This is a genomic window from Cellulomonas sp. McL0606 (genome assembly GCF_058248365.1).
Window position 1 is genome coordinate 3367817 of sequence record NZ_CM177779.1, and the last position, 22486, is coordinate 3390302.

Here is a 22486-nt window from a genome sequence, read left to right on the forward strand (position 1 = left end):
GGTTACTTACCGGCCTTTCCGACCTTGCGGCGCACGTTCTCGCCCGCGTACCGCACGCCCTTGCCCTTGTACGGCTCAGGCTTGCGGATCTTGCGGATGTTGGCGGCTACCTCGCCGACCTGCTGCTTGTCGATGCCTTCGACCGAGAAACGGGTCGGCGCCTCGACGACGAAGGTGATGCCCTCCGGCGGGTTGACCGTGACCGAGTGGCTGAAGCCGAGTGCGAACTCAAGGTCCGAGCCCTTCGCCGTCACGCGGTAACCGGTGCCGACGATCTCGAGCTTCTTGACGTAGCCCTCGGTCACACCGATGACGAGGTTCGACAGCAGCGTGCGGGTGAGGCCGTGCAGCGAACGCGAGGCGCGCTCGTCGTCGGGGCGGGTGACCACGAGGGCACCTGCCTCGTCGCGTGCAACCTCGATGGGCGCAGCGATCGTGTGCGTCAGGGTGCCCTTGGGACCCTTGACCGTCACGACGGCGCCGTTGATGGACACATCCACGCCGGTGGGGACCGGGACGGGGACTCTGCCGATTCGGGACATGGCTAGCCTTTCCGTCTCGGACTTACCAGACGTAGGCGAGGACTTCCCCACCCACGCCCTTCTTGGCGGCCTGCTTGTCGGTGAGGAGACCAGAGGACGTGGACAGGATCGCCACGCCGAGGCCGCCGAGCACCTTGGGCAGATTGGTCGACTTGGCGTACACGCGCAGGCCCGGCTTGGACACGCGCTTGACGCCGGCGAGCGCACGCTCGCGGTTCGGGCCGTACTTCAGCTCGATGATGAGGTTCTTGCCGACGACGGCATCCTCGACCGTCCAGCCCGAGATGTAGCCCTCGGCCTGCAGGATCTCCGCGATGTGCGACTTCAGCTTCGAGAACGGGATCAGCACGGTGTCGTGGTGAGCCGAGTTCGCGTTACGCAGCCGCGTGAGCAGGTCTGCGATGGGGTCGGTCATGGTCATGGGGCTATCGCCCTCTCTCGCCGGGGTATCCCGCCCATCGCTGGGCTGGACCTACCGACGCTCGTATTGCCTGAACTGCACGTGCCTGGGATAACAAGCTGCTGATTACCAGCTGCTCTTGGTGACGCCGGGGAAGCTCGCCGCGGTGGGCCATCTCGCGCACGCAGATCCGGCACAGGCCGAACTTGCGGTACACCGAGTGGGGCCGGCCGCAACGCTGGCAGCGCGTGTAGCCACGCACCGCGAACTTCGGCTTGGCAGCAGCCTTGTTCTTGAGGGCAGTCTTCGCCATGGTCAGATCTCCTTGAACGGGAAGCCGAGGAGCTTGAGGAAAGCGCGACCCTCGTCGTCGGTGTCAGCGGTCGTGACGACCGTGATGTCCATCCCGCGGACCCGGTCGATCTTGTCCTGGTCGATCTCGTGGAACACGGACTGCTCCACGAGGCCGAAGGTGTAGTTGCCGTGGCCGTCGAACTGCTGCGGCGAGAGGCCACGGAAGTCGCGGATACGGGGCAGGGCCGTCGAGAGCAGGCGGTCCAGGAACTCCCACGCACGGTCGCCACGCAGGGTGACGTGTGCGCCGATCGGCATGCCCTCACGCAACTTGAACTGCGCGATGGACTTGCGGGCCTTGGTGACCTGCGGCTTCTGGCCGGTGATCTGGGTGAGGTCGCGGATGGCGCCCTCGATCAGCTTGGAGTCCTTGGCGGCCTCGCCGACACCCATGTTCACGACGACCTTCACCAGACGCGCGACCTGGTTGATGTTCTCGTGGGAGAACTGCTCGAAGAGCGCGTTGCGGATCTCGTCGTTGTACTTGGTCTTCAGGCGCGGGAGCGCCGGAGCCGTCAGTGTCTCGGTCATCAGATGTCCTTACCGGAGCGCTTGGCGACGCGGACCCGAACGGTGCGGGTACGGCCGTCGCGCTCGACCTGCTCGGTGCGGTAGCCGACCCGGGTGCCCTTCTTGGTCTCCGGGTCGACGAGCATCACGTTGCTGATGTGGATGGGCGCCTCGATCGTCTCGATGCCCCCGGTGCGCGTGCCGCGCTGCGTCTGGCCGGCCTTGACGTGCTTGGTGACACGCTGGACACCCTCCACGACGAGGCGCTGCGACTCGACGAGGACCTCGAGCACACGGCCCTGACGTCCCTTGTCGCGGCCCGAGATGACGACGACGAGGTCGCCCTTCTTGATCTTCGCCATGGTCAGAGCACCTCCGGCGCCAGCGAGATGATCTTCATGAACTTCTTGTCGCGCAGCTCGCGCCCGACCGGGCCGAAGATGCGCGTGCCACGGGGCTCGCCGTCGGCCTTGAGGATCACTGCGGCGTTCTCGTCGAACTTGATGTACGAACCGTCCGGACGGCGGCGCTCCTTGCGGGTGCGCACGATGACCGCCTTGACGACATCGCCCTTCTTGACGTTGCCGCCGGGGATGGCGTCCTTGACGGTGGCGACGATGACGTCACCGATGCCTGCGTAACGACGGCCCGAGCCACCGAGAACACGGATGCACAAGATCTCCTTGGCACCGGTGTTGTCGGCGACGCGAAGCCGCGACTCCTGCTGAATCATTACTACTCCTGTCGTCTGGCGGGTTCTCAGCTTGCATTCGAGCCGAGCCTGGCCGAACGGATAGTTGCCGTGATGCACACGTTGCGCCGGGTGTGGTCCTGCGGACGTGAACTGTCCTCCGGACGTCACCCGGCGCCCGTGGGCAACTGGGGGTGCTGCTGGACTACTGCTGCTTACTTGGCCTTCTCGAGGACCTCGACCAGGCGGAAGCGCTTGGTGGCGCTCAGCGGCCGCGTCTCCATGATGAGCACGAGGTCGCCGACGCCGGCAGTGCCATTCTCGTCGTGCGCCTTGACCTTGCTCGTCCGACGGATGACCTTGCCGTAGAGCGGGTGCTTGACCCGGTCCTCGACCTCGACCACCACGGTCTTGTCCATCTTGTCGCTGACCACGTAGCCGCGGCGGACCTTGCGGTCACCGCGCTTCTCAGCAACAGCAGTCGTGCTCTCGCTCTTCTTCTCGTCGCTCATTGTCGACCTCACTCGCTCGCGCTCGGGGCGGTACGGATGCCGAGCTCGCGCTCACGCAGGATCGTGTAGATCCGCGCGATGTCGCGACGAACGGCCTTCAGACGCCCGTGGCTCTCGAGCTGACCGGTTGCCGACTGGAAGCGGAGGTTGAACAGCTCCTCCTTGGACTTCTTCAGCTCGGCGACCAGCTTGTCGTCGTCGAAGGTGTCCAGCTCGGTGGGAGCCAGCTCCTTGGTGCCGATAGTCATCAGTTACCACCCTCGCGAACCACGAAACGTGTCTTCATCGGGAGCTTGTGCTGGGCGCGACGCATGGCCTCGCGCGCCAGGGGCTCCGGGACGCCGGCGCCGAAGAGAACTCGGCCCGGCTTGACGTTGGCGATCCACCACTCCGGCGAGCCCTTGCCGGAACCCATGCGGGTCTCGGCGGGCTTCTTGGTGAGGGGGCGGTCCGGGTAGATGTTGATCCAGACCTTCCCTCCACGCTTGATGTGGCGGGTCATGGCAATACGTGCAGCCTCGATCTGCCGGTTCGTGACATACGCGGGCTCGAGAGCCTGGATGCCGAACTCACCGAACGAGATCGCGGTACCACCGGTCGCGGCGCCGGAACGCCCCGGGTGGTGCTGCTTGCGGTGCTTCAGCCTGCGCGGGATGAGCATTGCGGTCAGGCCTCCGATCCGTTGTCAGGTGCTGCGGGAGCCTCGGCGACGGGCGCCTCGACTGCCTCAGGGGCTGCGTCACGACGAGGAGCGCCACCGGCACGCGGGCCGCGGTCACCGCGGTCGCCGCCGGGACGGTCCGTCCGCGGGCCACGAGCCGGGCGCGGGGCCTGGGTCGCCTGCTCGCGAGCAAACTCCTTCTCGGTCATGTCGCCCTTGTAGACCCACACCTTGACGCCGATGCGGCCGAAGGTGGTGCGAGCCTCGAAGAACCCGTAGTCGATGTTCGCGCGCAGCGTGTGCAGCGGCACACGACCCTCGCGGTAGAACTCCGTGCGGCTCATCTCCGCGCCACCGAGGCGGCCGGAGACCTGCACGCGGATGCCCTTGGCACCGGCGCGCTGGGCCGACTGGATGCCCTTGCGCATGGCGCGGCGGAACGAGACGCGGCTCGCCAGCTGCTCGGCGATGCCCTGGGCGACCAGCTGAGCCTCGATCTCGGCGTTCTTGACCTCGAGGATGTTCAGCTGGACCTGCTTGCCCGTGAGCTTCTCGAGCTCGCCGCGGATGCGGTCGGCCTCCGCGCCACGACGCCCGATGACGATGCCCGGGCGGGCGGTGTGGATGTCGACGCGGACGCGGTCACGCGTGCGCTCGATCTCGACCTTGGCGATACCGGCGCGCTCGAGACCCGTGCTCATGAGCTTGCGGATCTTGACGTCCTCGCCCACGTAGTCGCGGTAGCGCTGACCGGGCTTGGTCGAGTCGGCGAACCAACGCGAACGGTGGTCGGTGGTGATGCCCAGGCGGTACCCGAGCGGGTTGACTTTCTGTCCCACTATCGGGCCCTTCCCTTCGAGGTCTCACGCTCAGCGACGACCACGGTGATGTGGCTCGTGCGCTTGAGGATCTGACTGGCACGGCCCTGCGCACGCGGTCGGAACCGCTTGAGCGTCGGGCCCTCGTCGACGAACACCTCAGAGATGTAGAGGTCGCTCTCGTCGAGACGCTCGTTGCTGCGCTTGGCAGCCTCACGAGCGTTCGCGATCGCGCTCTCCACAACCTTGAGCACCGTCTCCCCCGCGGCCTGCGGTGCGAACTTCAGCACCGCCACGGCCTCGCCGGCCTGCTTGCCACGGATGAGGTCCACGACGCGCCGGGCCTTCTGGGGCGTGACGCGGACGAACCGCGCCTTCGCCTTGGCTTCCATTGCTGTCCTGCCTTCTTGTCTCTGCCGGTGAGGGCGTCGCCTGGCTGACCCGGGGGTCAGCGGCGACGACCCTTCCGGTCGTCCTTCTCGTGGCCGCGGAACGTTCGCGTCGGGGAGAACTCGCCGAGCTTGTGCCCGACCATCGCCTCCGTCACGAACACCGGGGTGTGCTTGCGTCCGTCGTGCACAGCGAACGTGTGGCCGAGGAAGTCCGGCGTGATGACCGAACGGCGCGACCACGTCTTGATGACGTTCTTCGTGCCGGCGGTGTTCTGGACGTCGACCTTCTTCTGCAGGTGACCGTCGACGAACGGACCCTTCTTCAGGCTACGTGGCATCTCAGGCTCCTATCAGCGCTTGTTCTTGCCGGTACGCCGACGGCGCACGATGAGCTTGTCGCTCGGCTTGTTCGGGTGACGGGTGCGACCCTCGGCCTGGCCCCACGGGCTGACGGGGTGACGTCCACCGGACGTCTTGCCCTCGCCACCACCGTGCGGGTGGTCGATCGGGTTCATGGCGACACCACGGACGGTCGGGCGCTTGCCCTTCCAGCGCATGCGGCCGGCCTTGCCCCAGTTGATGTTCGACTGCTCGGCGTTGCCCACCTCGCCGACCGTGGCGCGGCAGCGCAGGTCGACGTTGCGGATCTCACCGGACGGCATACGCAGCTGGGCGTAGGGACCGTCCTTGGCGACGAGCTGCACGGACGCACCAGCCGAGCGCGCGATCTTCGCACCGCCACCGGGCCGGGCTCGATCGCGTGGATGACCGTACCGGTCGGGATGTTGCGCAGCGGCAGGTTGTTGCCGGGCTTGATGTCGGCGCCGGGGCCGTTCTCGATGCGGTCGCCCTGCTGCAGCTTGTTCGGCGCGATGATGTAGCGCTTCTCGCCGTCCGCGTAGTGCAGGAGCGCGATGCGGGCGGTGCGGTTGGGGTCGTACTCGATGTGAGCGACCTTGGCCGGCACGCCGTCCTTGTCATGACGACGGAAGTCGATGACGCGGTATGCACGCTTGTGACCGCCACCCTGGTGGCGCGTGGTGATGCGACCCGTGGAGTTGCGGCCGCCCGTCTTGTGGAGGGGACGGACGAGCGACTTCTCCGGCGTGGATCGCGTGATCTCGACGAAGTCGGCCACGCTCGAGCCACGACGGCCCGGCGTTGTCGGCTTGTACTTACGGATTCCCATGAGCTTCAGTCCTTATCAGCCGACCGGACCACCGAAGATGTCGATCGTTCCCTCGCGGAGGGTGACGATCGCACGCTTCGTGTCCTTGCGGCGGCCGGTGCCGAAACGGGTCCGACGGGACTTGCCCTGCCGGTTCGCGGTGTTGACCGAGTCGACCTTGACGCCGAAGACCTGCTCGACGGCAATCTTGATCTCGGTCTTGTTCGCCCGCGGGTCGACGAGGAAGGTGTACTTCCCCTCGTCGAGCAGGCCATAGCTCTTCTCGGAGACGACCGGCGCGAGCAGGATGTCGCGCGGGTTCTTGCCGATGTCGGTCACTTGGTCTCCTCCTTGGCCTCGGAGGACGTGTTCGAGCCCTTGACGGGGCCGGCGAGGAACGCGTCGAGCGCGCCCTGCGTGAACACGACGTCGTCCGAGATCAGGACGTCGTAGGTGTTGAGCTGGTCAGCGACCAGCAGGTGCACCCGCTCGACGTTCCGCAGCGACTTCCATGTGATCTCGTCCTGACGCTCGACGACGACCAGGACGTGCTTGCGTCCGGAGAGGTTGTCGAGCACGGCGAGCGCGGACTTCGTCGACGGCGCCGTGCCCGGGGCGAAGCCCGAGACGACGTGCACGCGGCCGGCGCGGGCGCGGTCCGAGAGAGCACCGCGGAGCGCCGCGGCCTTCATCTTCTTGGGGGTGCGCTGCGCATAGTCGCGCGGGGTGGGGCCGTGGACGACGCCACCACCGGCGAACTGCGGAGCACGCGTCGAACCCTGACGGGCGCGGCCGGTGCCCTTCTGCTTGTACGGCTTGCGGCCACCACCACGGACCTCGCCACGGCTCTTCGTGTCGTGGGTGCCCTGGCGAGCCGCCGCGCGCTGCGCGACGACGACCTGGTGGATCAGCGGGATGTTGGTCTGCACGTCGAAGACCTCGGCGGGCAGGTCGGCCGAGCCGGCCTTGTTGCCCTCGAAGTCGACGACGTCGACGGTCAGCGTGTCAGACATGGTCACGCCCCCTTCACAGCGGAACGCACGACCACGACGCCACCCTTGGGGCCGGGAACGGCACCCTTGACGAGGATGAAGCCCCGCTCGACGTCGACCGCGTGCACGGTCAGGTTCTGGGTGGTCTGGCGGTCCACGCCCATGCGACCGGCCATCTTGATGCCCTTGAACACGCGCGACGGCGTCGAAGCGCCACCGATCGAGCCGGGCTTGCGGTGGTTGCGGTGCGCACCGTGCGAGGCGCCGACGCCGTGGAAGCCGTGACGCTTCATGACGCCGGCGGTGCCCTTGCCCTTGGTGGTGCCGATGACGTCCACGAGCGAACCGGCCTCGAAGAGGTCGGCCGTGCAGCTCCTGGCCGAGCGTGAACTCGGAGGCGTTCGGCGTGCGGATCTCGGCCACGTGCCGGCGCGGCGTGACGCCGGCCTTCTCGAAGTGGCCCTTCAGCGGCTTGGTGACCTTGCGCGGGTCGATCTGGCCGTGGGCCAGCTGGACCGCGGCGTAGCCGTCAGCGTCAGCGGAGCGCACCTGGGTCACGACGTTCGTCCCGACAGCGACGACGGTGACCGGGACGAGACGACCGTTGTCGTCCCACACCTGGGTCATGCCGAGCTTCGTGCCGATGAGGGCCGTGACTGCGCGCTCGTTCTGCTGGGTAACCATAGAAATCAGTTCCTTCCCAGCGTCAGAAGCTTGATCTCGATGTTCACGTCCGCGGGCAGGTCGAGACGCATGAGCGAGTCGACGGCCTTGGGCGTGGGATCGATGATGTCGATGAGCCGCTTGTGAGTACGCATCTCGAAGTGCTCGCGGCTGTCCTTGTACTTGTGGGGCGACCGGATGACGCAGAAGACGTTCTTCTCCGTCGGCAGCGGCACCGGACCCACGACCGACGCACCAGCGCGAGTCACCGTGTCGACGATCTTGCGCGCCGAGCTGTCGATGACTTCGTGGTCGTAGGACTTGAGCCTGATGCGGATCTTCTGTCCCGCCATGGCGCGTCTACTTCTCTCTGTTGAAACCGGCTCCGTCCGACCCCCGCACTCGGGCGTGTCGCTTGGCGCGACACACCGTTGCGCTGCGTACCGTTTCCGGCACGAGATCGGTGGTTGTTGTCGGGCGTCAACCACCGGGTAGTCCCGGGGTCCAGACGCCGTCCACGTGTGCGAGCCCCGTCGTGTGCCGCGCGCGCAAACGCGCCGCCCTCGACTAGGCAACCTGAACAGTGTGCCAGACCGGGCGCCGGAACTCCAATCGCCTGCGTCACACTCCGGCGTGATCACGCTGTTCCGTGCGCCACACACGCCCCTCGGGCGACCCGCACCGGCCCCCCGCCGCGCGCCCGCAGACATCAAGGGACGCCGAACCGTGACGTCGTTCTCGGCCGTTCTCGCCCGACGAGACGTTACCGTCGGGCCATGACGCGCCGCCTCGTCCCGGTCGCATGGTCCGCGATCGCGCTCGTCGCGCTCGCCGCCTGCACCGCTGACCCGTCCCCCACGCCGGCACCGGCACCGACGACTGCCGCGTCGACCATCCCGACGGAGCCGGCGCCGACGGAGCCCGCACCTGTGGCGAGCACCCCGCCCCCGACGGCCTCCGAGCCTGACCCGACCACCGTCCTGGCGCCTGGTGACCCCTGCGACCCCGCCGACGGCTCCCCCGACTGCACCGACGCGACCGTGGATGCCACCTACCGCTACATCGTCGGCTACGCGGACTGCGTCGACGCCCTCGGTGCCGCCGAGGCGCACCGCGGGTGCACGGACCTGGACGGCGACGGCGAGGCGGGCTACCCGGACGCGTAGCGATGCCGGCCGGCCCGGCCCGAGCACGGCCGCGAGTCGGCAGGAGACGGTAGGGACGCAGAAGGGCCCGGATGCCGAAGCATCCGGGCCCTTCCGCTCAGATCAGCTGCCCCGAGGGGCTCGCATCACTTGATGATCTTGATGACCTTGCCCGAGCCGACGGTGCGGCCACCCTCGCGGATGGCGAAGCCGAGGCCCTCTTCCATCGCGATGGGCTGGATGAGGTTCACGTGGATCTCGGTGTTGTCGCCGGGCATGACCATCTCGGTGCCCTCGGGCAGCGTGATGACGCCGGTGACGTCGGTGGTGCGGAAGTAGAACTGGGGGCGGTAGTTCCCGTAGAACGGGTTGTGACGGCCACCCTCGTCCTTGGCCAGGATGTAGACCTGGCCCTCGAACTCGGTGTGCGGCGTGATCGAGCCGGGCTTGACGACGACCTGGCCGCGCTCGACCTCCTCGCGCTTCGTGCCACGCAGGAGCAGACCGACGTTCTCGCCGGCCTCGGCGTAGTCGAGCAGCTTGCGGAACATCTCGACGCCGGTGACCGTGGTCTTGATCGCCTTCTCCTTGATGCCGACGATCTCCACCTCCTCGTTCACCTTGAGCTTGCCGCGCTCCACGCGACCGGTGACGACGGTGCCACGACCGGTGATCGTGAAGACGTCCTCGATCGGCATGAGGAAGGGCTTGTCGATGTCGCGGACCGGGTCCGGGACGTTCTCGTCCACGGCGTCCAGCAGGTCCTGCACGGACTTGACCCAGATCGGGTCGCCCTCGAGGGCCTTCAGGCCGGAGACGCGCACGACGGGGACGTCGTCGCCGTCGAAGCCCTGGGCCGTGAGCAGCTCACGGACCTCGAGCTCGACGAGCTCCAGGATCTCCTCGTCGTCGACCATGTCGGTCTTGTTCAGCGCGACGAGCAGGTACGGCACGCCGACCTGACGGGCGAGCAGGACGTGCTCACGCGTCTGGGCCATCGGGCCGTCGGTGGCGGCGACGACGAGGATGGCGCCGTCCATCTGCGCCGCACCCGTGATCATGTTCTTGATGTAGTCCGCGTGACCGGGAGCGTCGACGTGAGCGTAGTGACGCTTCTCCGTCTGGTACTCCACGTGCGCGATGTTGATGGTGATGCCGCGCTGCTTCTCCTCAGGCGCCTTGTCGATCTCGTCGAAAGGCGTGAAGGGGTTCAGGTCGGGGTACTTGTCGTGCAGCACCTTCGAGATCGCAGCGGTCAGCGTCGTCTTGCCGTGGTCGACGTGGCCGATGGTGCCGATGTTGACGTGCGGCTTCGTCCGCTCGAACTTCGCCTTGCCCACTGGGTGTCCTCCTCAGGACTTGGTAGAGATTGGCCGACGTACTGCGGCTACCGGACGGTAGCCGCTTGACGCGGCGTCCTACGGGTCGGTTTGTGTGATGGAACTACAGATGTCGACCTGTGGGACTACTCGCCCCGGGTCTTCTTGATGATTTCCTCGGCAACGTTCCGCGGAACCTCGGCATAGCTGTCGAACTGCATCGAGTACACCGCGCGACCCTGGGTCTTGGACCGCAGGTCGCCGACGTACCCGAACATCTCGGAGAGAGGAACCTGGGCGCGAATGACCTTCACACCCGTGGCGTCCTCCATGGACTGGATCATGCCGCGGCGCGAGTTGATGTCGCCGATGACGTCACCCATGTACTCCTCAGGAGTACGGACCTCGACGGCCATGACCGGCTCCAGGAGAACCGGGTCGGCCTTGCGGACCGCTTCCTTGAGGATCATCGAGCCCGCGATCTTGAACGCCATCTCCGAGGAGTCGACGTCGTGCGCGGCACCGTCGAGCAGGATCGCCTTGACGCCGACGAGCGGGAAGCCCGCCAGCACGCCGAGCTGCATCGCGCTCTGGATCCCGGCGTCGATCGACGGGATGTACTCGCGCGGGATGCGGCCACCGGTGACCTTGTTCGAGAACTCGTAGATCTCGCCGCCGGCGGTGTCGAGCGGCTCGAAGGTCATCTGCACCTTCGCGTACTGGCCCGAACCACCGGTCTGCTTCTTGTGCGTGTAGTCGATCTTGACGACCTCGCGACGGATCGTCTCGCGGTACGCGACCTGCGGCTTGCCGACGTTGGCCTCGACCTTGAACTCGCGGCGCATGCGGTCCACGAGGATGTCGAGGTGGAGCTTCGCCCATGCCGCCGATGACGGTCTGGCCGGTCTCCTCGTCGTGCTTGACGCGGAAGGTCGGGTCCTCCTCGGCCAGCTTCTGGATGGCCACGGAGAGCTTCTCCTGGTCACCCTTCGTCTTCGGCTCGATGGCGACGTCGATGACCGGCTCGGGGAACGTCATGGACTCCAGCACGACCGGGTTGGCCGGGTCGCACAGGGTGTCGCCCGTGGTGACGTCCTTGAGACCGATGAAGGCGTAGATGTGGCCGGCGGTGGCGTCGTCGACCGGGTTCTCCTTGTTGGAGTGCATCTGGAAAGCTTCCCGATGCGCTCCTTCTTGTTCTTGGTCGAGTTGAGGACCTGAGCGCCCTGCGCGACCTTGCCCGAGTAGACCCGGACGTACGTCAGCTGCCGAAGAACGGGTGCGTCGCGACCTTGAACGCCAGGGCCGAGAACGGCTCCGTGGCGTCGGGGTGACGCTCGACGATGACCTCGGGGTCCTTCATGTCGTGGCCCTCGACTGCCGGGACGTCCAAGGGCGTCGGCAGGTAGTCGATGACGGCGTCGAGCATGGGCTGGACGCCCTTGTTCTTGAACGCCGAGCCACACAGGATCGGGTACGCGAGCGACTTGACGGTGAGGTGGCGGATGCCGGCCTTGATCTCCGCGACCGTCAGCTCCTCGCCGCCGAGGAACTTCTCGAGCAGCTCGTCGTCGGTCTCGGCGACGGCCTCGAGGAGCTCGGCGCGGTACTGCTCCGCCTTCTCGACCATGTCGGCCGGGATGTCCTCGACCTCGTACTTCTCGCCGAGGGCGGTCTCGCCGCGCCAGACGAGGGCACGCATGGTGACCAGGTCGACGACGCCGATGAAGTCGTTCTCGGAGCCGATGGGCAGCTGGATGACCAGCGGCTTGGCCTTGAGCCGGTCGATGATCGTCTTCACCGTGAAGTAGAAGTCGGCGCCGAGCTTGTCCATCTTGTTGACGAAGCAGATGCGCGGGACGTCGTACTTGTCGGCCTGGCGCCAGACGGTCTCGGACTGGGGCTCGACGCCCTCCTTGCCGTCGAAGACGGCAACGGCACCGTCGAGGACGCGCAGCGAGCGCTCCACCTCGACCGTGAAGTCCACGTGACCCGGGGTGTCGATGATGTTGATCTGGTTGTCGTGCCAGTAGCAGGTCGTCGCGGCGGACGTGATCGTGATGCCGCGCTCCTGCTCCTGCTCCATCCAGTCCATCGTCGACGCACCGTCGTGCGTCTCACCGATCTTGTAGTTGACCCCGGTGTAGAACAGGATCCGCTCGGTGGTCGTCGTCTTGCCGGCATCGATGTGAGCCATGATGCCGATGTTGCGGACCTTCGTGAGGTCCGTCAGCACATCCAGTGCCACGTGAGTTGCCCCTTACAGGTTGGCTTGGGTGGCGCCACCGGCCCGGTCCGGGGATCGGACCGGCGGCGCAGCGCCCGAGGGTGCCGGGATTACCAGCGGTAGTGCGCGAAGGCCTTGTTGGACTCGGCCATCTTGTGCATGTCCTCACGACGCTTCACCGCGGCACCGAGGCCGTTGGACGCGTCGAGGATCTCGTTCATGAGGCGCTCGGTCATCGTCTTCTCGCGACGAGCGCGCGAGTAGTCCGTGAGCCAGCGCAGCGCGAGGGTGGTCTGGCGGACCGGACGCACCTCGACGGGCACCTGGTACGTGGCGCCACCGACGCGGCGCGAACGCACCTCGAGCGACGGGCGGACGTTGTCCAGGGCGCGCTTGAGCACGACGACCGGGTCGCCCTGCGTCTTGTCACGAACACCCTCGAGGGCGCCGTAGACGATGTGCTCCGCGACGGACTTCTTGCCGTCGAGCAGGATCTTGTTGATCAGCTGCGTGACGACGGGCGACCCGTAGACCGGGTCGGAGATCAGCGGCCGCTTGGGGGCCGGACCCTTGCGAGGCATCAGCCCACCTTCTTCGCGCCGTAGCGGCTACGCGCCTGCTTGCGGTTCTTGACGCCCTGCGTGTCGAGCGCGCCACGGACGATCTTGTAACGGACACCCGGGAGGTCCTTCACGCGGCCGCCGCGCACGAGCACGATCGAGTGCTCCTGCAGGTTGTGGCCGACACCGGGGATGTACGCGGTGACCTCGACCTGGCTCGAGAGACGAACGCGCGCGACCTTGCGGAGGGCGGAGTTCGGCTTCTTCGGGGTCGTGGTGTAGACGCGGGTGCACACACCGCGTCGCTGGGGGGAGCCCTTGAGGGCAGGCGTCTTCGACTTGTTCGTCTTCGCCTGCCGGCCCTTGCGGACCAGCTGCTGGATCGTAGGCACTACGTCTCCGTCTGTTGGATGATCTCTGGTCGACCGGACCCGTCACCCAGGACGGCCGGCATGGTCGAGGTTCGCCGTCCGTCGCACGGCTACCTCAGGTCTTTCGTCTCGCACCGACCCCCGCGCTCGGGCGTGTCGCCCCGGTCTTCCGCACCGCACCCCGCAAGAACATTCCTTGCCGGAGTGACGACGCGATGGAGTGGGGGAACCACCCGCTGCTCCCCGTCACCGCTCGGGCCCAGCAGGGCGAACGAGCGGCGCACCGGGTGCATGCGCGAGAGCCCGACGGCGCGGGCACGGTGTCCTACGTTACCTGGCGGCCGGAAGGGCGTCAAAACGGCAGCCCAGGCGTACGCGGAACGGTGGTAGAACACCGCGCGGCCCCGGAATCATCCACGGGCTGCGGTACAACGGACCACATGGAGGTCCTGCGCTACGCGGCGTTCACGACCGAGCCGTCCGGCGGCAACCCGGCCGGAGTCGTGCTCGACGCGACGGGCATGACGGCCGACGAGATGCAGCGGGTCGCGGCCGACGTCGGGTACTCCGAGACCGCGTTCCTGACACCCACCCGCGTGCCCGGTGCCTTCGACGTGCGGTACTTCAGCCCGCTCGCCGAGGTGCCGTTCTGCGGGCACGCGACGATCGCGTCCGGCGTCGCGCTCGCCGAGCACGGGACCTGGGGCCCGCTCCGGTTCGCGACCGCGGCCGGTCGCGTACCCGTCGGGACGGATGTCGGCGAGGGCGGTCGGATCGTGGCGACGCTGGTCAGCGTGGCTCCGCGGACCGAACCGCTCGCGCCCGACGACCTGACCGAGCTGCTCGCGTCGCTCGGCTGGGACGTCGACGACCTGGATCCCGCGCTGCCGCCCCGGGTGGCCTACGCCGGTGCGTGGCACCCGGTGCTGGCGGTGCACCGACGGTCACGGCTCGCGCGCCTCGACTACGCCTTCGACCGGCTCGGGGTGCTCATGGCCGCGCGGGGGTGGACGACGATCGCCCTGGTGCACCGCGAGAACGAGACCGTGTTCCACGCCCGCAACCCGTTCCCGCCCGGCGGGGTGGTGGAGGACCCGGCCACCGGCGCCGCGGCCGCCGCGCTCGGCGGCTACCTGCGCGAGCTCGCCCTGGTGACTCCCCCCGGTCACGCTGACCGTGCACCAGGGCGACGACCTCGGCCGGCCCGGCCTGCTGCGGGTGGACGTCCCCCGCGACCCCGCCACCGGGATCTCGGTCTCGGGCACCGCCGCCCGGATGACGCCCGAGGGGGCCCACCGCGAACGGTGAGCCCCCTCGGGGGTCGTGCTGAGAAGACTCGATCAGCGGTAGTCGCCGAAGTCGATGTCCTCGAGCGGGATCGCCTCGCCGGAGCCGAGGCCCAGGGCGGGGAAGTCGATCTCGTCGTAGCCGAAGGTCGGGTACAGCTCGGCCTTGGCCTCCTCGGTGGGCTCGACCGCGATGTTGCCGTAGCGGGGCAGACCCGTTCCGGCCGGGATGAGCTTGCCGAGGATGACGTTCTCCTTGAGGCCGAGCAGCGGGTCGGAACGACCCGACATCGCGGCCTCGGTGAGCACCCGGGTGGTCTCCTGGAAGGAGGCCGCCGACAGCCACGAGTCCGTCGCGAGCGACGCCTTCGTGATGCCCATGAGCTCGGGACGACCGGAGGCCGGCTGGCCGCCCTCGGACACCGCAGCGCGGTTCGCGTCCTCGAAGCGCCCACGCTCGGCGAGCTCGCCGGGCAGCAGGTCGGTGGTACCCGAGTCGAGGACGGTCACGCGACGCAGCATCTGCCGCACGATGACCTCGATGTGCTTGTCGTGGATGTCCACACCCTGGGAGGAGTAGACGACCTGGACCTCGTCGACGAGGTGCTTCTGCGTGGCACGCGGGCCGAGGATGCGCAGGACCTTCTTCGGGTCGACCGCACCCTGGACCAGCTGGGTACCGACGGAGACGTGGTCGCCGTCCGAGACCAGCAGGCGCGAACGCTTGGTGATCGGGTAGGCGATCTCCTCGGAGCCGTCGTCCGGCGTGAGCACGAGGCGACGCGAACGGTCCCCGTCCTCGACCGCGATGCGACCGGAGAACTCCGCGATGGGCGCCTCACCCTTGGGGGTGCGGGCCTCGAAGAGCTCCTGGACGCGGGGCAGACCCTGCGTGATGTCGTCGGCCGAGGCCACGCCACCGGTGTGGAAGGTACGCATGGTCAGCTGCGTGCCGGGCTCACCGATCGACTGGGCCGCGATGATGCCGACGGCCTCGCCGATGTCGACGAGCTTGCCGGTGGCCAGCGAACGGCCGTAGCAGCGCGCGCAGGTGCCGACGCGGGACTCGCAGGTGAGGACCGAGCGGATCTTGAGCGTGTCGACGCCCGCCTCCAGGAGGCGGTCGAGCAGCACGTCGCCGACGTCGTCACCGGCGTGACCGATGACCTCGCCGTCCACCTCGATGTCGCTCGCCAGGGTGCGCGAGTAGACGCTCGTCTCCACCTTGTCGTGACGACGCAGCGGGCTGCCCGCACCGGCCGACGGGACACCGATCGGCATGGTCAGACCACGCTCGGTGCCACAGTCGTCCTCGCGGACGATGACGTCCTGGGAGACGTCCACCAGACGACGGGTCAGGTAGCCCGAGTCGGCGGTCCGCAGAGCGGTGTCCGCCAGACCCTTGCGGGCACCGTGCGTCGCGATGAAGTACTCGAGGACCGACAGCCCCTCGCGGTAGTTCGACTTGATCGGGCGAGGGATGATCTCGCCCTTCGGGTTCGCGACGAGGCCGCGCATACCGGCGATCTGGCGAACCTGCATCCAGTTACCACGGGCGCCCGAGCCGACCATCTTGTAGACGGTGTTCTGCTTCGGGAAGTTCTCCTGCATCGCCTTGGCGACCTTGTCCGTGGCCTGCGTCCAGATCTCGATGAGCTCCTGACGGCGCTCGTCGTCGGTGATCAGGCCCTTCTCGTACTGGCCCTGCACCTTCGCCGCGCGCAGCTCGTGCTCGTCGAGGATCGACTGCTTGATCGCCGGGGTCGCGACGTCCGAGATGGAGATCGTGACGCCCGACCGGGTGGCCCAGCGGAAGCCGGCCTCCTTGAGCGCGTCCAGCGAGGCAGCGACCTCGACCTTGGGGTACCGCTCGGCCAGGTCGTTGACGATGACCGAGAGGCGCTTCTTGTCGACGACGCCGTTCTCGTACGGGTAGTCCACGGGCAGCAGCTCGTTGAACAGCGCACGACCCAGGGTCGTCTCGAAGAGCAGCGCGTCGCCCTCGGTCCAGCCCTCGGGAGCCTGCTCCTCGGTGAGGACCAGGTCGTCGAAGCGGATCTTGATGACGGCGTTCAGGTCCAGGGAACCCTGGTCGAACGCCATGATCGCCTCGGAGACCGTGCTGAACGCGCGGCCGGCGCCGAGCGCCTCGTCCTTGTCGTTGGTCAGGTGGTACAGACCGATGATCATGTCCTGCGAGGGCATGGTCACCGGACGCCCGTCCGACGGCTTGAGGATGTTGTTGCTCGAGAGCATGAGGATGCGGGCCTCGGCCTGCGCCTCGGCGCTCAGGGGCAGGTGCACGGCCATCTGGTCACCGTCGAAGTCCGCGTTGAACGCGGCGCAGACGAGCGGGTGCAGGTGGATCGCCTTGCCCTCGACCAGCTGCGGCTCGAACGCCTGGATGCCCAGACGGTGCAGCGTGGGTGCACGGTTGAGCAGCACCGGGTGCTCGGTGATGACCTCTTCGAGGACATCCCAGACCACGGGGCGCGCGCGCTCGACCATGCGCTTGGCCGACTTGATGTTCTGCGCGTGGTTCAGGTCCACCAGACGCTTCATGACGAACGGCTTGAACAGCTCGAGCGCCATCTGCTTGGGCAGGCCGCACTGGTGCAGCCGCTGCGGGCCGACGACGATGACCGAACGGCCCGAGTAGTCGACGCGCTTGCCGAGCAGGTTCTGACGGAACCGACCCTGCTTGCCCTTGAGCATGTCCGAGATCGACTTGAGCGGGCGGTTGCCCGGACCGGTCACCGGACGGCCACGGCGGCCGTTGTCGAACAGCGAGTCGACGGCCTCCTGGAGCATCCGCTTCTCGTTGTTGACGATGATCTCGGGCGCGCCGAGGTCGAGCAGCCGCTTGAGGCGGTTGTTCCGGTTGATCACGCGGCGGTACAGGTCGTTCAGGTCCGAGGTGGCGAAGCGGCCACCGTCGAGCTGGACCATCGGACGCAGGTCCGGCGGGATGACCGGGACGGCGTCGAGCACCATGCCGGTGGGCGAGTTGCTCGTCGTGAGGAACGCGTTGACGACCTTCAGACGCTTGAGGGCACGCGTCTTGCGCTGGCCCTTGCCCGTCTTGATGATCTCGCGCAGCGAGTCGGACTCGGCCTCCAGGTCGAAGGCCTCGAGGCGCTTCTGGATCGCCGCGGCGCCCATCGAGCCCTCGAAGTAGTTGCCGAAGCGGTCCTGGAGCTGGCGGTACAGCATCTCGTCGCCCTCGAGGTCGGCGACCTTGAGGTTCTTGAAGCGGTCCCACACGTTGTCCAGGCGCTCGAGCTCGAGGTCGGCACGCTTGCGCAGCTGTGCCATCTCGCGCTCGGCCGAGTCGCGCACCTTGCGGCGGGCGTCGGCCTTGGCACCCTCGGCCTCGAGCTCGGCCAGGTCGGCCTCGAAGCTCGTGGCGCGGGTGTTGATCTCGTTGTCGCGGCGGTCCGAGATCTCCTTCTTCTCCAGGTCGATCCCGTTCTGGAGGTTGGGGAGGTCCTCGTGCCGACCGTCGACGTCGACCCAGGTGATCATGTACGCCGCGAAGTAGATGACCTTCTCCAGGTCCTTCGGGGCGAGGTCGAGCAGGTAGCCCAGTCGCGACGGCACACCCTTGAAGAACCAGATGTGCGTGACGGGCGCGGCGAGCTCGATGTGGCCCATGCGCTCACGACGGACCTTGGAGCGGGTCACCTCGACGCCGCAGCGCTCGCAGATGATGCCCTTGAAGCGCACGCGCTTGTACTTGCCGCAGTAGCACTCCCAGTCCCGGGTGGGACCGAAGATCTTCTCGCAGAACAGGCCATCCTTCTCCGGCTTCAGGGTCCGGTAGTTGATGGTCTCGGGCTTCTTGACCTCGCCGTGCGACCAGGCACGGATGTCGTCGGCAGTGGCAAGGCCGATACGCAGCTCGTCGAAGACGTTGACGTCGAGCAAGGGGGGTCCTACTTCCTTCGCTTGCCGGTGTTCACCGGCGGAACGGAAATGTTGCTAAAGGGTGCGGGCCCGCCGCCCACCCTCTCGGAAGGGCGGCAGGGCTCGACGTCAGATCTCTTCGACGCTGCTGGCGTTCGGGCGCCGCGACAGGTCGATGCCGAGTTCTTCCGCTGCGCGGTAGACCTCGTCGTCGTTCTCCTTCATGTCGATGGAGACGCCGTCCGAGGAGAGCACCTCCACGTTCAGGCAGAGCGACTGCATCTCCTTGAGGAGGACCTTGAAGGACTCCGGGATGCCCGAGTCGGGGATGTTCTCCCCCTTGACGATCGCCTCGTACACCTTGACGCGTCCGGGGACGTCGTCCGACTTGATGGTCAGGAGCTCCTGCAGCGTGTAGGCAGCGCCGTACGCCTCCAGGGCCCAGACCTCCATCTCGCCGAACCGCTGGCCACCGAACTGCGCCTTACCACCCAGCGGCTGCTGCGTGATCATCGAGTACGGGCCGGTGGAGCGAGCGTGGATCTTGTCGTCGACAAGGTGGTGCAGCTTGAGGATGTACATGTAGCCGACGGCCACCGGGTCAGGGAACGGCTCGCCGGAGCGGCCGTCGAACAGGCGGGCCTTGCCGTCGCCACCGACGGTGCGGACACCGTCGCGGTTGGGCAGCGTCGAGGACAGCAGACCGGTCAGGGTCGCCTCGGGCACACCGTCGAACACCGGGGTCGCGACCGGGTTGCCGGCCGGCGACTTCGCGGCGATCGCGGGGACGCCCTCACGCCAGGACAGGTCGTCGCCCTCGGCGATCTCGATGTCCCAGCCCTGCTTGGCCACCCAGCCGAGGTGCGTCTCGAGCACCTGGCCGACGTTCATGCGGCCGGGCACACCGAGCGGGTTCAGGACGACGTCGACCGCGGTCCCGTCCGCGAGGAACGGCATGTCCTCGACGGGCAGGATCTTGGAGATGACGCCCTTGTTGCCGTGCCGGCCGGCGAGCTTGTCGCCGTCCGTGATCTTGCGGCGCTGCGCGATGTACACGCGGACCAGCTCGTTGACACCGGCGGGCAGCTCGTCGCCGTCCTCGCGGCTGAACGTGCGGACCTCGATGACCGTGCCGGACTCGCCGTGGGGCACCTTGAGCGACGTGTCGCGGACCTCGCGCGCCTTCTCACCGAAGATCGCGCGGAGCAGGCGCTCCTCGGGGGTCAGCTCGGTCTCGCCCTTGGGCGTGACCTTGCCGACGAGGATGTCGCCGGCCGCGACCTCGGCACCGATGCGGATGATCCCGCGCTCGTCGAGGTCCGCGAGGACCTCCTCGGAGACGTTGGGGATGTCCCGCGTGATCTCCTCCGGGCCGAGCTTGGTGTCGCGCGCGTCGACCTCGTGCTCCTCGATGTGGATCGAGGACAGGACGTCGTCCTGCACGAGGCGCTGCGACAGGATGATCGCGTCCTCGTAGTTGTGACCCTCCCAGGACATGAACGCCACCAGCAGGTTGCGGCCGAGCGCGAGCTCGCCCTCGTCCGTGGCGGGGCCGTCCGCGAGCACCGAGTTGACCTCGACGCGGGCGCCGGTGTCGACCAGCACGCGCTGGTTGTAGCTGGTGCCCTGGTTGGAGCGACGGAACTTGGCGACGCGGTGCGTCGACGTGGTCGCGTCGTCGTTCGCGATGACGATCAGGTCGGCGGACACCTCGGTGACCACGCCCGGCTTCGTCGCGACGATGACGTCGCCCGCGTCGATGGCCGCACGCCGCTCCATGCCGGTGCCCACGAGCGGGGCCTCGGAACGGACCAGCGGCACGGCCTGGCGCTGCATGTTGGCACCCATCAGGGCGCGGTTGGCGTCGTCGTGCTCGAGGAACGGGATCAGGGCCGTGGCCACCGACACCATCTGGCGCGGGGAGACGTCCATGTAGTCGACGGCCTCGCCGGCGACGTACTCGATCTCGCCGCCCTTGACGCGGACCAGGACGCGGTCCTCCTCGAAGGCACCGTTGGCCTTGAGCGGGGCGTTCGCCTGAGCGATGACGTGGCGGTCCTCGTCGTCGGCCGTCAGGTAGTGGACGTCGTCCGAGACCTTGCCCTTGATGACCTTGCGGTACGGGGTCTCGACGAAGCCGAACGGGTTGATGCGCCCGTACGTGGCGAGCGAGCCGATGAGGCCGATGTTCGGGCCTTCCGGGGTCTCGATCGGGCACATGCGGCCGTAGTGCGACGGGTGGACGTCACGGACCTCCATGCCGGCGCGATCACGAGACAGACCACCCGGGCCCAGCGCGGACAGACGACGCTTGTGCGTCAGGCCGGCGAGCGGGTTGTTCTGGTCCATGAACTGCGACAGCTGCGACGTGCCGAAGAACTCCTTGATCGAGGCCACCACGGGGCGGATGTTGATCAGGGTCTGCGGCGTGATCGCCTCGACGTCCTGCGTCGTCATGCGCTCGCGCACGACGCGCTCCATCCGCGACAGGCCCGTGCGGACCTGGTTCTGGATGCAGCTCGCCGACCGCGCGGATGCGACGGTTGCCGAAGTGGTCGATGTCGTCGGTCTCGACGCGCAGCTCGATGGCCTCGCCGGCGCGGCGGCCGGGCAGGGTCGGCAGGTCGATGTGCAGCGAGGCGAGGTACTTGATCGTCGCGACGATGTCGTCACGCGAGAGCACCGAGTCCGCCAGCGGGACGTCCTCGCCGAGCTTCTTGTTCAGCTTGTAGCGCCCGACCTTGGCGAGGTCGTAGCGCTTCGGGTTGAAGTAGAAGTTCTCGATGAGCGCGCGACCGGCCTCGACCGTGGGCGGCTCGCCCGGGCGGATCTTGCGGTAGAGGTCGAGCAGCGCCTCGTCCTGCGTCTGGACGTGGTCCTTGTCCAGCGTGTCGATGACGGCCGGGTACGCGGCGAACTCCTCGCGGATCTCGGCGTCCGACATGCCGAGGGCCTTGAGCAGCACGGTGGCGTTCTGCTTGCGCTTGCGGTCGACGCGCACGCCGACGTTGTCGCGCTTGTCGATCTCGAACTCGAGCCAGGCGCCGCGGCTCGGGATGACCTTGGCCGTGAGGATGTCCTTGTCGGACGTCTTGTCGGCCACGCGCTCGAAGTACACGCCGGGCGAACGGACGAGCTGCGAGACGACCACGCGCTCGGTGCCGTTGATGATGAAGGTGCCGCGCTCGGTCATGAGCGGGAAGTCGCCCATGAAGACCGTCTGGCTCTTGATCTCGCCGGTGGTGTAGTTGACGAACTCCGCCGTGACGAACAGCGGGGCGGCGAAGGTGAAGTCCTTCTCCTTGCACTCCTCGGCCGTGTACTTCGGCGGCTCGAAGCGGTGCTCGCGGAAGGAGAGCGACATGGAGCCGCCGAAGTCCTCGATCGGGGAGATCTCCTCGAAGATCTCCTCCAGACCGGCGGTCTCGGGGACGTCCTGGCGCCCGTTCTCGAGGGCCTTGGCCACTCGGGCCTGCCACTTCTCGTTGCCGAGGAGCCAGTCGAGCTTCTCGGTCTGCAGACCGAGGAGGTCGGGGACCTCGAGGGGCTCGTGGATCTTTGCGAAAGAGATACGACGGGATGCGGTGCGGTTCGCGATGGCGTCGGCGGTCGGAGCAGAAGGGGTGCGCGAGGCAGCCAAAAGAGGGGTCCTTCCCAGCGGATCGAGTGCACGCTGCGCTGGTCCCGGCTAGGCGCGACCCCCCGGCCGGCGGGCCTGCCACGACGTGTACGAACGACGTGGGTGGGCTCGGGTTATACGGGATCGCGGGCACAGGCCAGCGCAAAGCGCTAGCATACTCATCCGCGCGGGTAAAGTCCAACCCCTCCCGCACTTCATCGACACCTCTGGTATCGGCAGTTACGGCCGACACCTTGAGGCGTCCAGTCCGTGCCGGCAAGCAACGTCGACGAGTCCGACGAAACTCCTGCGGCACGTGGCGACGACAGTGGCGCCGCGCACATGGTGCA

General features: G+C 67.6%; 20 protein-coding genes and 6 pseudogenes. 3 read left to right on the forward strand and 23 right to left on the reverse strand.

What is annotated here, in order from left to right:
• Positions 1–2: 2 nt before the first annotated feature.
• The 17 genes and pseudogenes from rplF to rpsJ form a co-directional block, all read right to left on the reverse strand.
• On the reverse strand, positions 3–542 hold the full coding sequence (rplF, locus tag AC38ZX_RS17035) for a 50S ribosomal protein L6 (protein ID WP_426593025.1): 540 nt from the start codon (positions 540–542) through the stop codon (positions 3–5).
• Between the two features lie 22 nt (positions 543–564).
• On the reverse strand, positions 565–963 hold the full coding sequence (rpsH, locus tag AC38ZX_RS17040; RefSeq protein ID WP_028045054.1) for a 30S ribosomal protein S8: 399 nt from the start codon (positions 961–963) through the stop codon (positions 565–567).
• 105 nt (positions 964–1068) lie between these two features.
• Positions 1069–1255: pseudogene (locus AC38ZX_RS17045) on the reverse strand (type Z 30S ribosomal protein S14).
• Positions 1256–1257: 2 nt separating this feature from the next.
• Positions 1258–1827, reverse strand: coding sequence for a 50S ribosomal protein L5 (gene rplE, locus AC38ZX_RS17050; protein WP_426593026.1), 570 nt, complete (start codon positions 1825–1827; stop codon positions 1258–1260).
• On the reverse strand, positions 1827–2168 hold the full coding sequence (gene rplX / locus AC38ZX_RS17055) for a 50S ribosomal protein L24 (protein WP_028045057.1): 342 nt from the start codon (positions 2166–2168) through the stop codon (positions 1827–1829). Before rplX ends, rplE begins: the two co-directional genes overlap by 1 nt.
• Before the next feature lie 2 nt (positions 2169–2170).
• Positions 2171–2539: a 50S ribosomal protein L14 gene (gene rplN / locus AC38ZX_RS17060; protein WP_028045058.1), complete on the reverse strand. Its 369-nt coding sequence runs from the start codon at positions 2537–2539 to the stop codon at positions 2171–2173.
• A 173-nt stretch (positions 2540–2712) separates the two neighbouring features.
• The gene (rpsQ, locus tag AC38ZX_RS17065; RefSeq protein ID WP_426593027.1) at positions 2713–3009 is read right to left on the reverse strand and encodes a 30S ribosomal protein S17; all 297 of its coding nucleotides are present in this window, start codon (positions 3007–3009) and stop codon (positions 2713–2715) included.
• An 8-nt stretch (positions 3010–3017) separates the two neighbouring features.
• Positions 3018–3257, reverse strand: coding sequence for a 50S ribosomal protein L29 (rpmC, locus tag AC38ZX_RS17070; RefSeq protein WP_426593028.1), 240 nt, complete (start codon positions 3255–3257; stop codon positions 3018–3020).
• Entirely contained in the window at positions 3257–3670 is a 414-nt protein-coding gene (gene rplP / locus AC38ZX_RS17075) for a 50S ribosomal protein L16 (RefSeq protein WP_491295290.1), read from the reverse strand. The genes rpmC and rplP overlap by 1 nt, the downstream gene beginning before the upstream one ends.
• Before the next feature lie 5 nt (positions 3671–3675).
• Positions 3676–4509: a 30S ribosomal protein S3 gene (gene rpsC, locus AC38ZX_RS17080; protein WP_426593029.1), complete on the reverse strand. Its 834-nt coding sequence runs from the start codon at positions 4507–4509 to the stop codon at positions 3676–3678.
• The gene (gene rplV / locus AC38ZX_RS17085; RefSeq protein WP_426593030.1) at positions 4509–4880 is read right to left on the reverse strand and encodes a 50S ribosomal protein L22; all 372 of its coding nucleotides are present in this window, start codon (positions 4878–4880) and stop codon (positions 4509–4511) included. The genes rpsC and rplV overlap by 1 nt, the downstream gene beginning before the upstream one ends.
• A 56-nt stretch (positions 4881–4936) precedes the next feature.
• Positions 4937–5218 (reverse strand): 30S ribosomal protein S19, encoded by a 282-nt coding sequence (gene rpsS, locus AC38ZX_RS17090; RefSeq protein ID WP_028050100.1) that lies wholly within the window; start codon positions 5216–5218, stop codon positions 4937–4939.
• Positions 5219–5230: 12 nt separating this feature from the next.
• A pseudogene (gene rplB / locus AC38ZX_RS17095) lies at positions 5231–6069 on the reverse strand (50S ribosomal protein L2).
• Between the two features lie 15 nt (positions 6070–6084).
• Positions 6085–6387, reverse strand: a complete 303-nt coding sequence (gene rplW, locus AC38ZX_RS17100) for a 50S ribosomal protein L23 (RefSeq protein WP_028045066.1) — start codon at positions 6385–6387, stop codon at positions 6085–6087.
• Positions 6384–7061 carry a 50S ribosomal protein L4 gene (gene rplD, locus AC38ZX_RS17105; protein ID WP_426595990.1) on the reverse strand — a complete coding sequence of 226 codons (678 nt, stop codon included), beginning with the start codon at positions 7059–7061 and terminating at the stop codon, positions 6384–6386. The genes rplW and rplD overlap by 4 nt, the downstream gene beginning before the upstream one ends.
• 2 nt (positions 7062–7063) lie before the next feature.
• Positions 7064–7724 (reverse strand): annotated as a pseudogene (gene rplC / locus AC38ZX_RS17110) (50S ribosomal protein L3).
• A 5-nt stretch (positions 7725–7729) separates the two neighbouring features.
• A complete protein-coding gene (gene rpsJ, locus AC38ZX_RS17115; RefSeq protein ID WP_491295291.1) occupies positions 7730–8056 on the reverse strand; it encodes a 30S ribosomal protein S10 in 327 nt (108 codons plus the stop codon).
• A gap of 423 nt (positions 8057–8479) precedes the next feature.
• Between rpsJ and AC38ZX_RS17120 the strand changes: the two genes are divergently transcribed.
• Positions 8480–8869, forward strand: a complete 390-nt coding sequence (locus AC38ZX_RS17120) for a hypothetical protein (RefSeq protein WP_426593033.1) — start codon at positions 8480–8482, stop codon at positions 8867–8869.
• Positions 8870–8994: 125 nt separating this feature from the next.
• On the opposite strand, the gene tuf is transcribed toward AC38ZX_RS17120, so the two are convergent.
• The 4 genes and pseudogenes from tuf to rpsL form a co-directional block, all read right to left on the reverse strand.
• Positions 8995–10188, reverse strand: a complete 1194-nt coding sequence (tuf, locus tag AC38ZX_RS17125; protein ID WP_426593034.1) for an elongation factor Tu — start codon at positions 10186–10188, stop codon at positions 8995–8997.
• A 125-nt stretch (positions 10189–10313) separates the two neighbouring features.
• A pseudogene (gene fusA / locus AC38ZX_RS17130) lies at positions 10314–12415 on the reverse strand (elongation factor G).
• 89 nt (positions 12416–12504) lie between these two features.
• On the reverse strand, positions 12505–12975 hold the full coding sequence (rpsG, locus tag AC38ZX_RS17135) for a 30S ribosomal protein S7 (protein WP_426593036.1): 471 nt from the start codon (positions 12973–12975) through the stop codon (positions 12505–12507).
• On the reverse strand, positions 12975–13346 hold the full coding sequence (gene rpsL / locus AC38ZX_RS17140) for a 30S ribosomal protein S12 (RefSeq protein ID WP_013770160.1): 372 nt from the start codon (positions 13344–13346) through the stop codon (positions 12975–12977). Before rpsL ends, rpsG begins: the two co-directional genes overlap by 1 nt.
• Positions 13347–13765: 419 nt before the next feature.
• On the opposite strand from rpsL, the pseudogene AC38ZX_RS17145 reads away from it, so the two are divergent.
• Both AC38ZX_RS17145 and AC38ZX_RS17150 read left to right on the forward strand, forming a co-directional pair.
• Positions 13766–14419: pseudogene (locus AC38ZX_RS17145) on the forward strand (PhzF family phenazine biosynthesis protein); the annotation flags it as partial.
• Between the two features lie 82 nt (positions 14420–14501).
• Positions 14502–14633 (forward strand): hypothetical protein, encoded by a 132-nt coding sequence (locus tag AC38ZX_RS17150; RefSeq protein WP_491295292.1) that lies wholly within the window; start codon positions 14502–14504, stop codon positions 14631–14633.
• 32 nt (positions 14634–14665) lie between these two features.
• On the opposite strand, the gene AC38ZX_RS17155 is transcribed toward AC38ZX_RS17150, so the two are convergent.
• Both AC38ZX_RS17155 and rpoB read right to left on the reverse strand, forming a co-directional pair.
• Complete coding sequence (locus AC38ZX_RS17155; RefSeq protein ID WP_491295293.1) at positions 14666–18538, reverse strand: DNA-directed RNA polymerase subunit beta'; 3873 nt, start codon at positions 18536–18538, stop codon at positions 14666–14668.
• 108 nt (positions 18539–18646) lie between these two features.
• Positions 18647–22157 (reverse strand): annotated as a pseudogene (gene rpoB / locus AC38ZX_RS17160) (DNA-directed RNA polymerase subunit beta).
• Positions 22158–22486 lie beyond the last annotated feature (329 nt).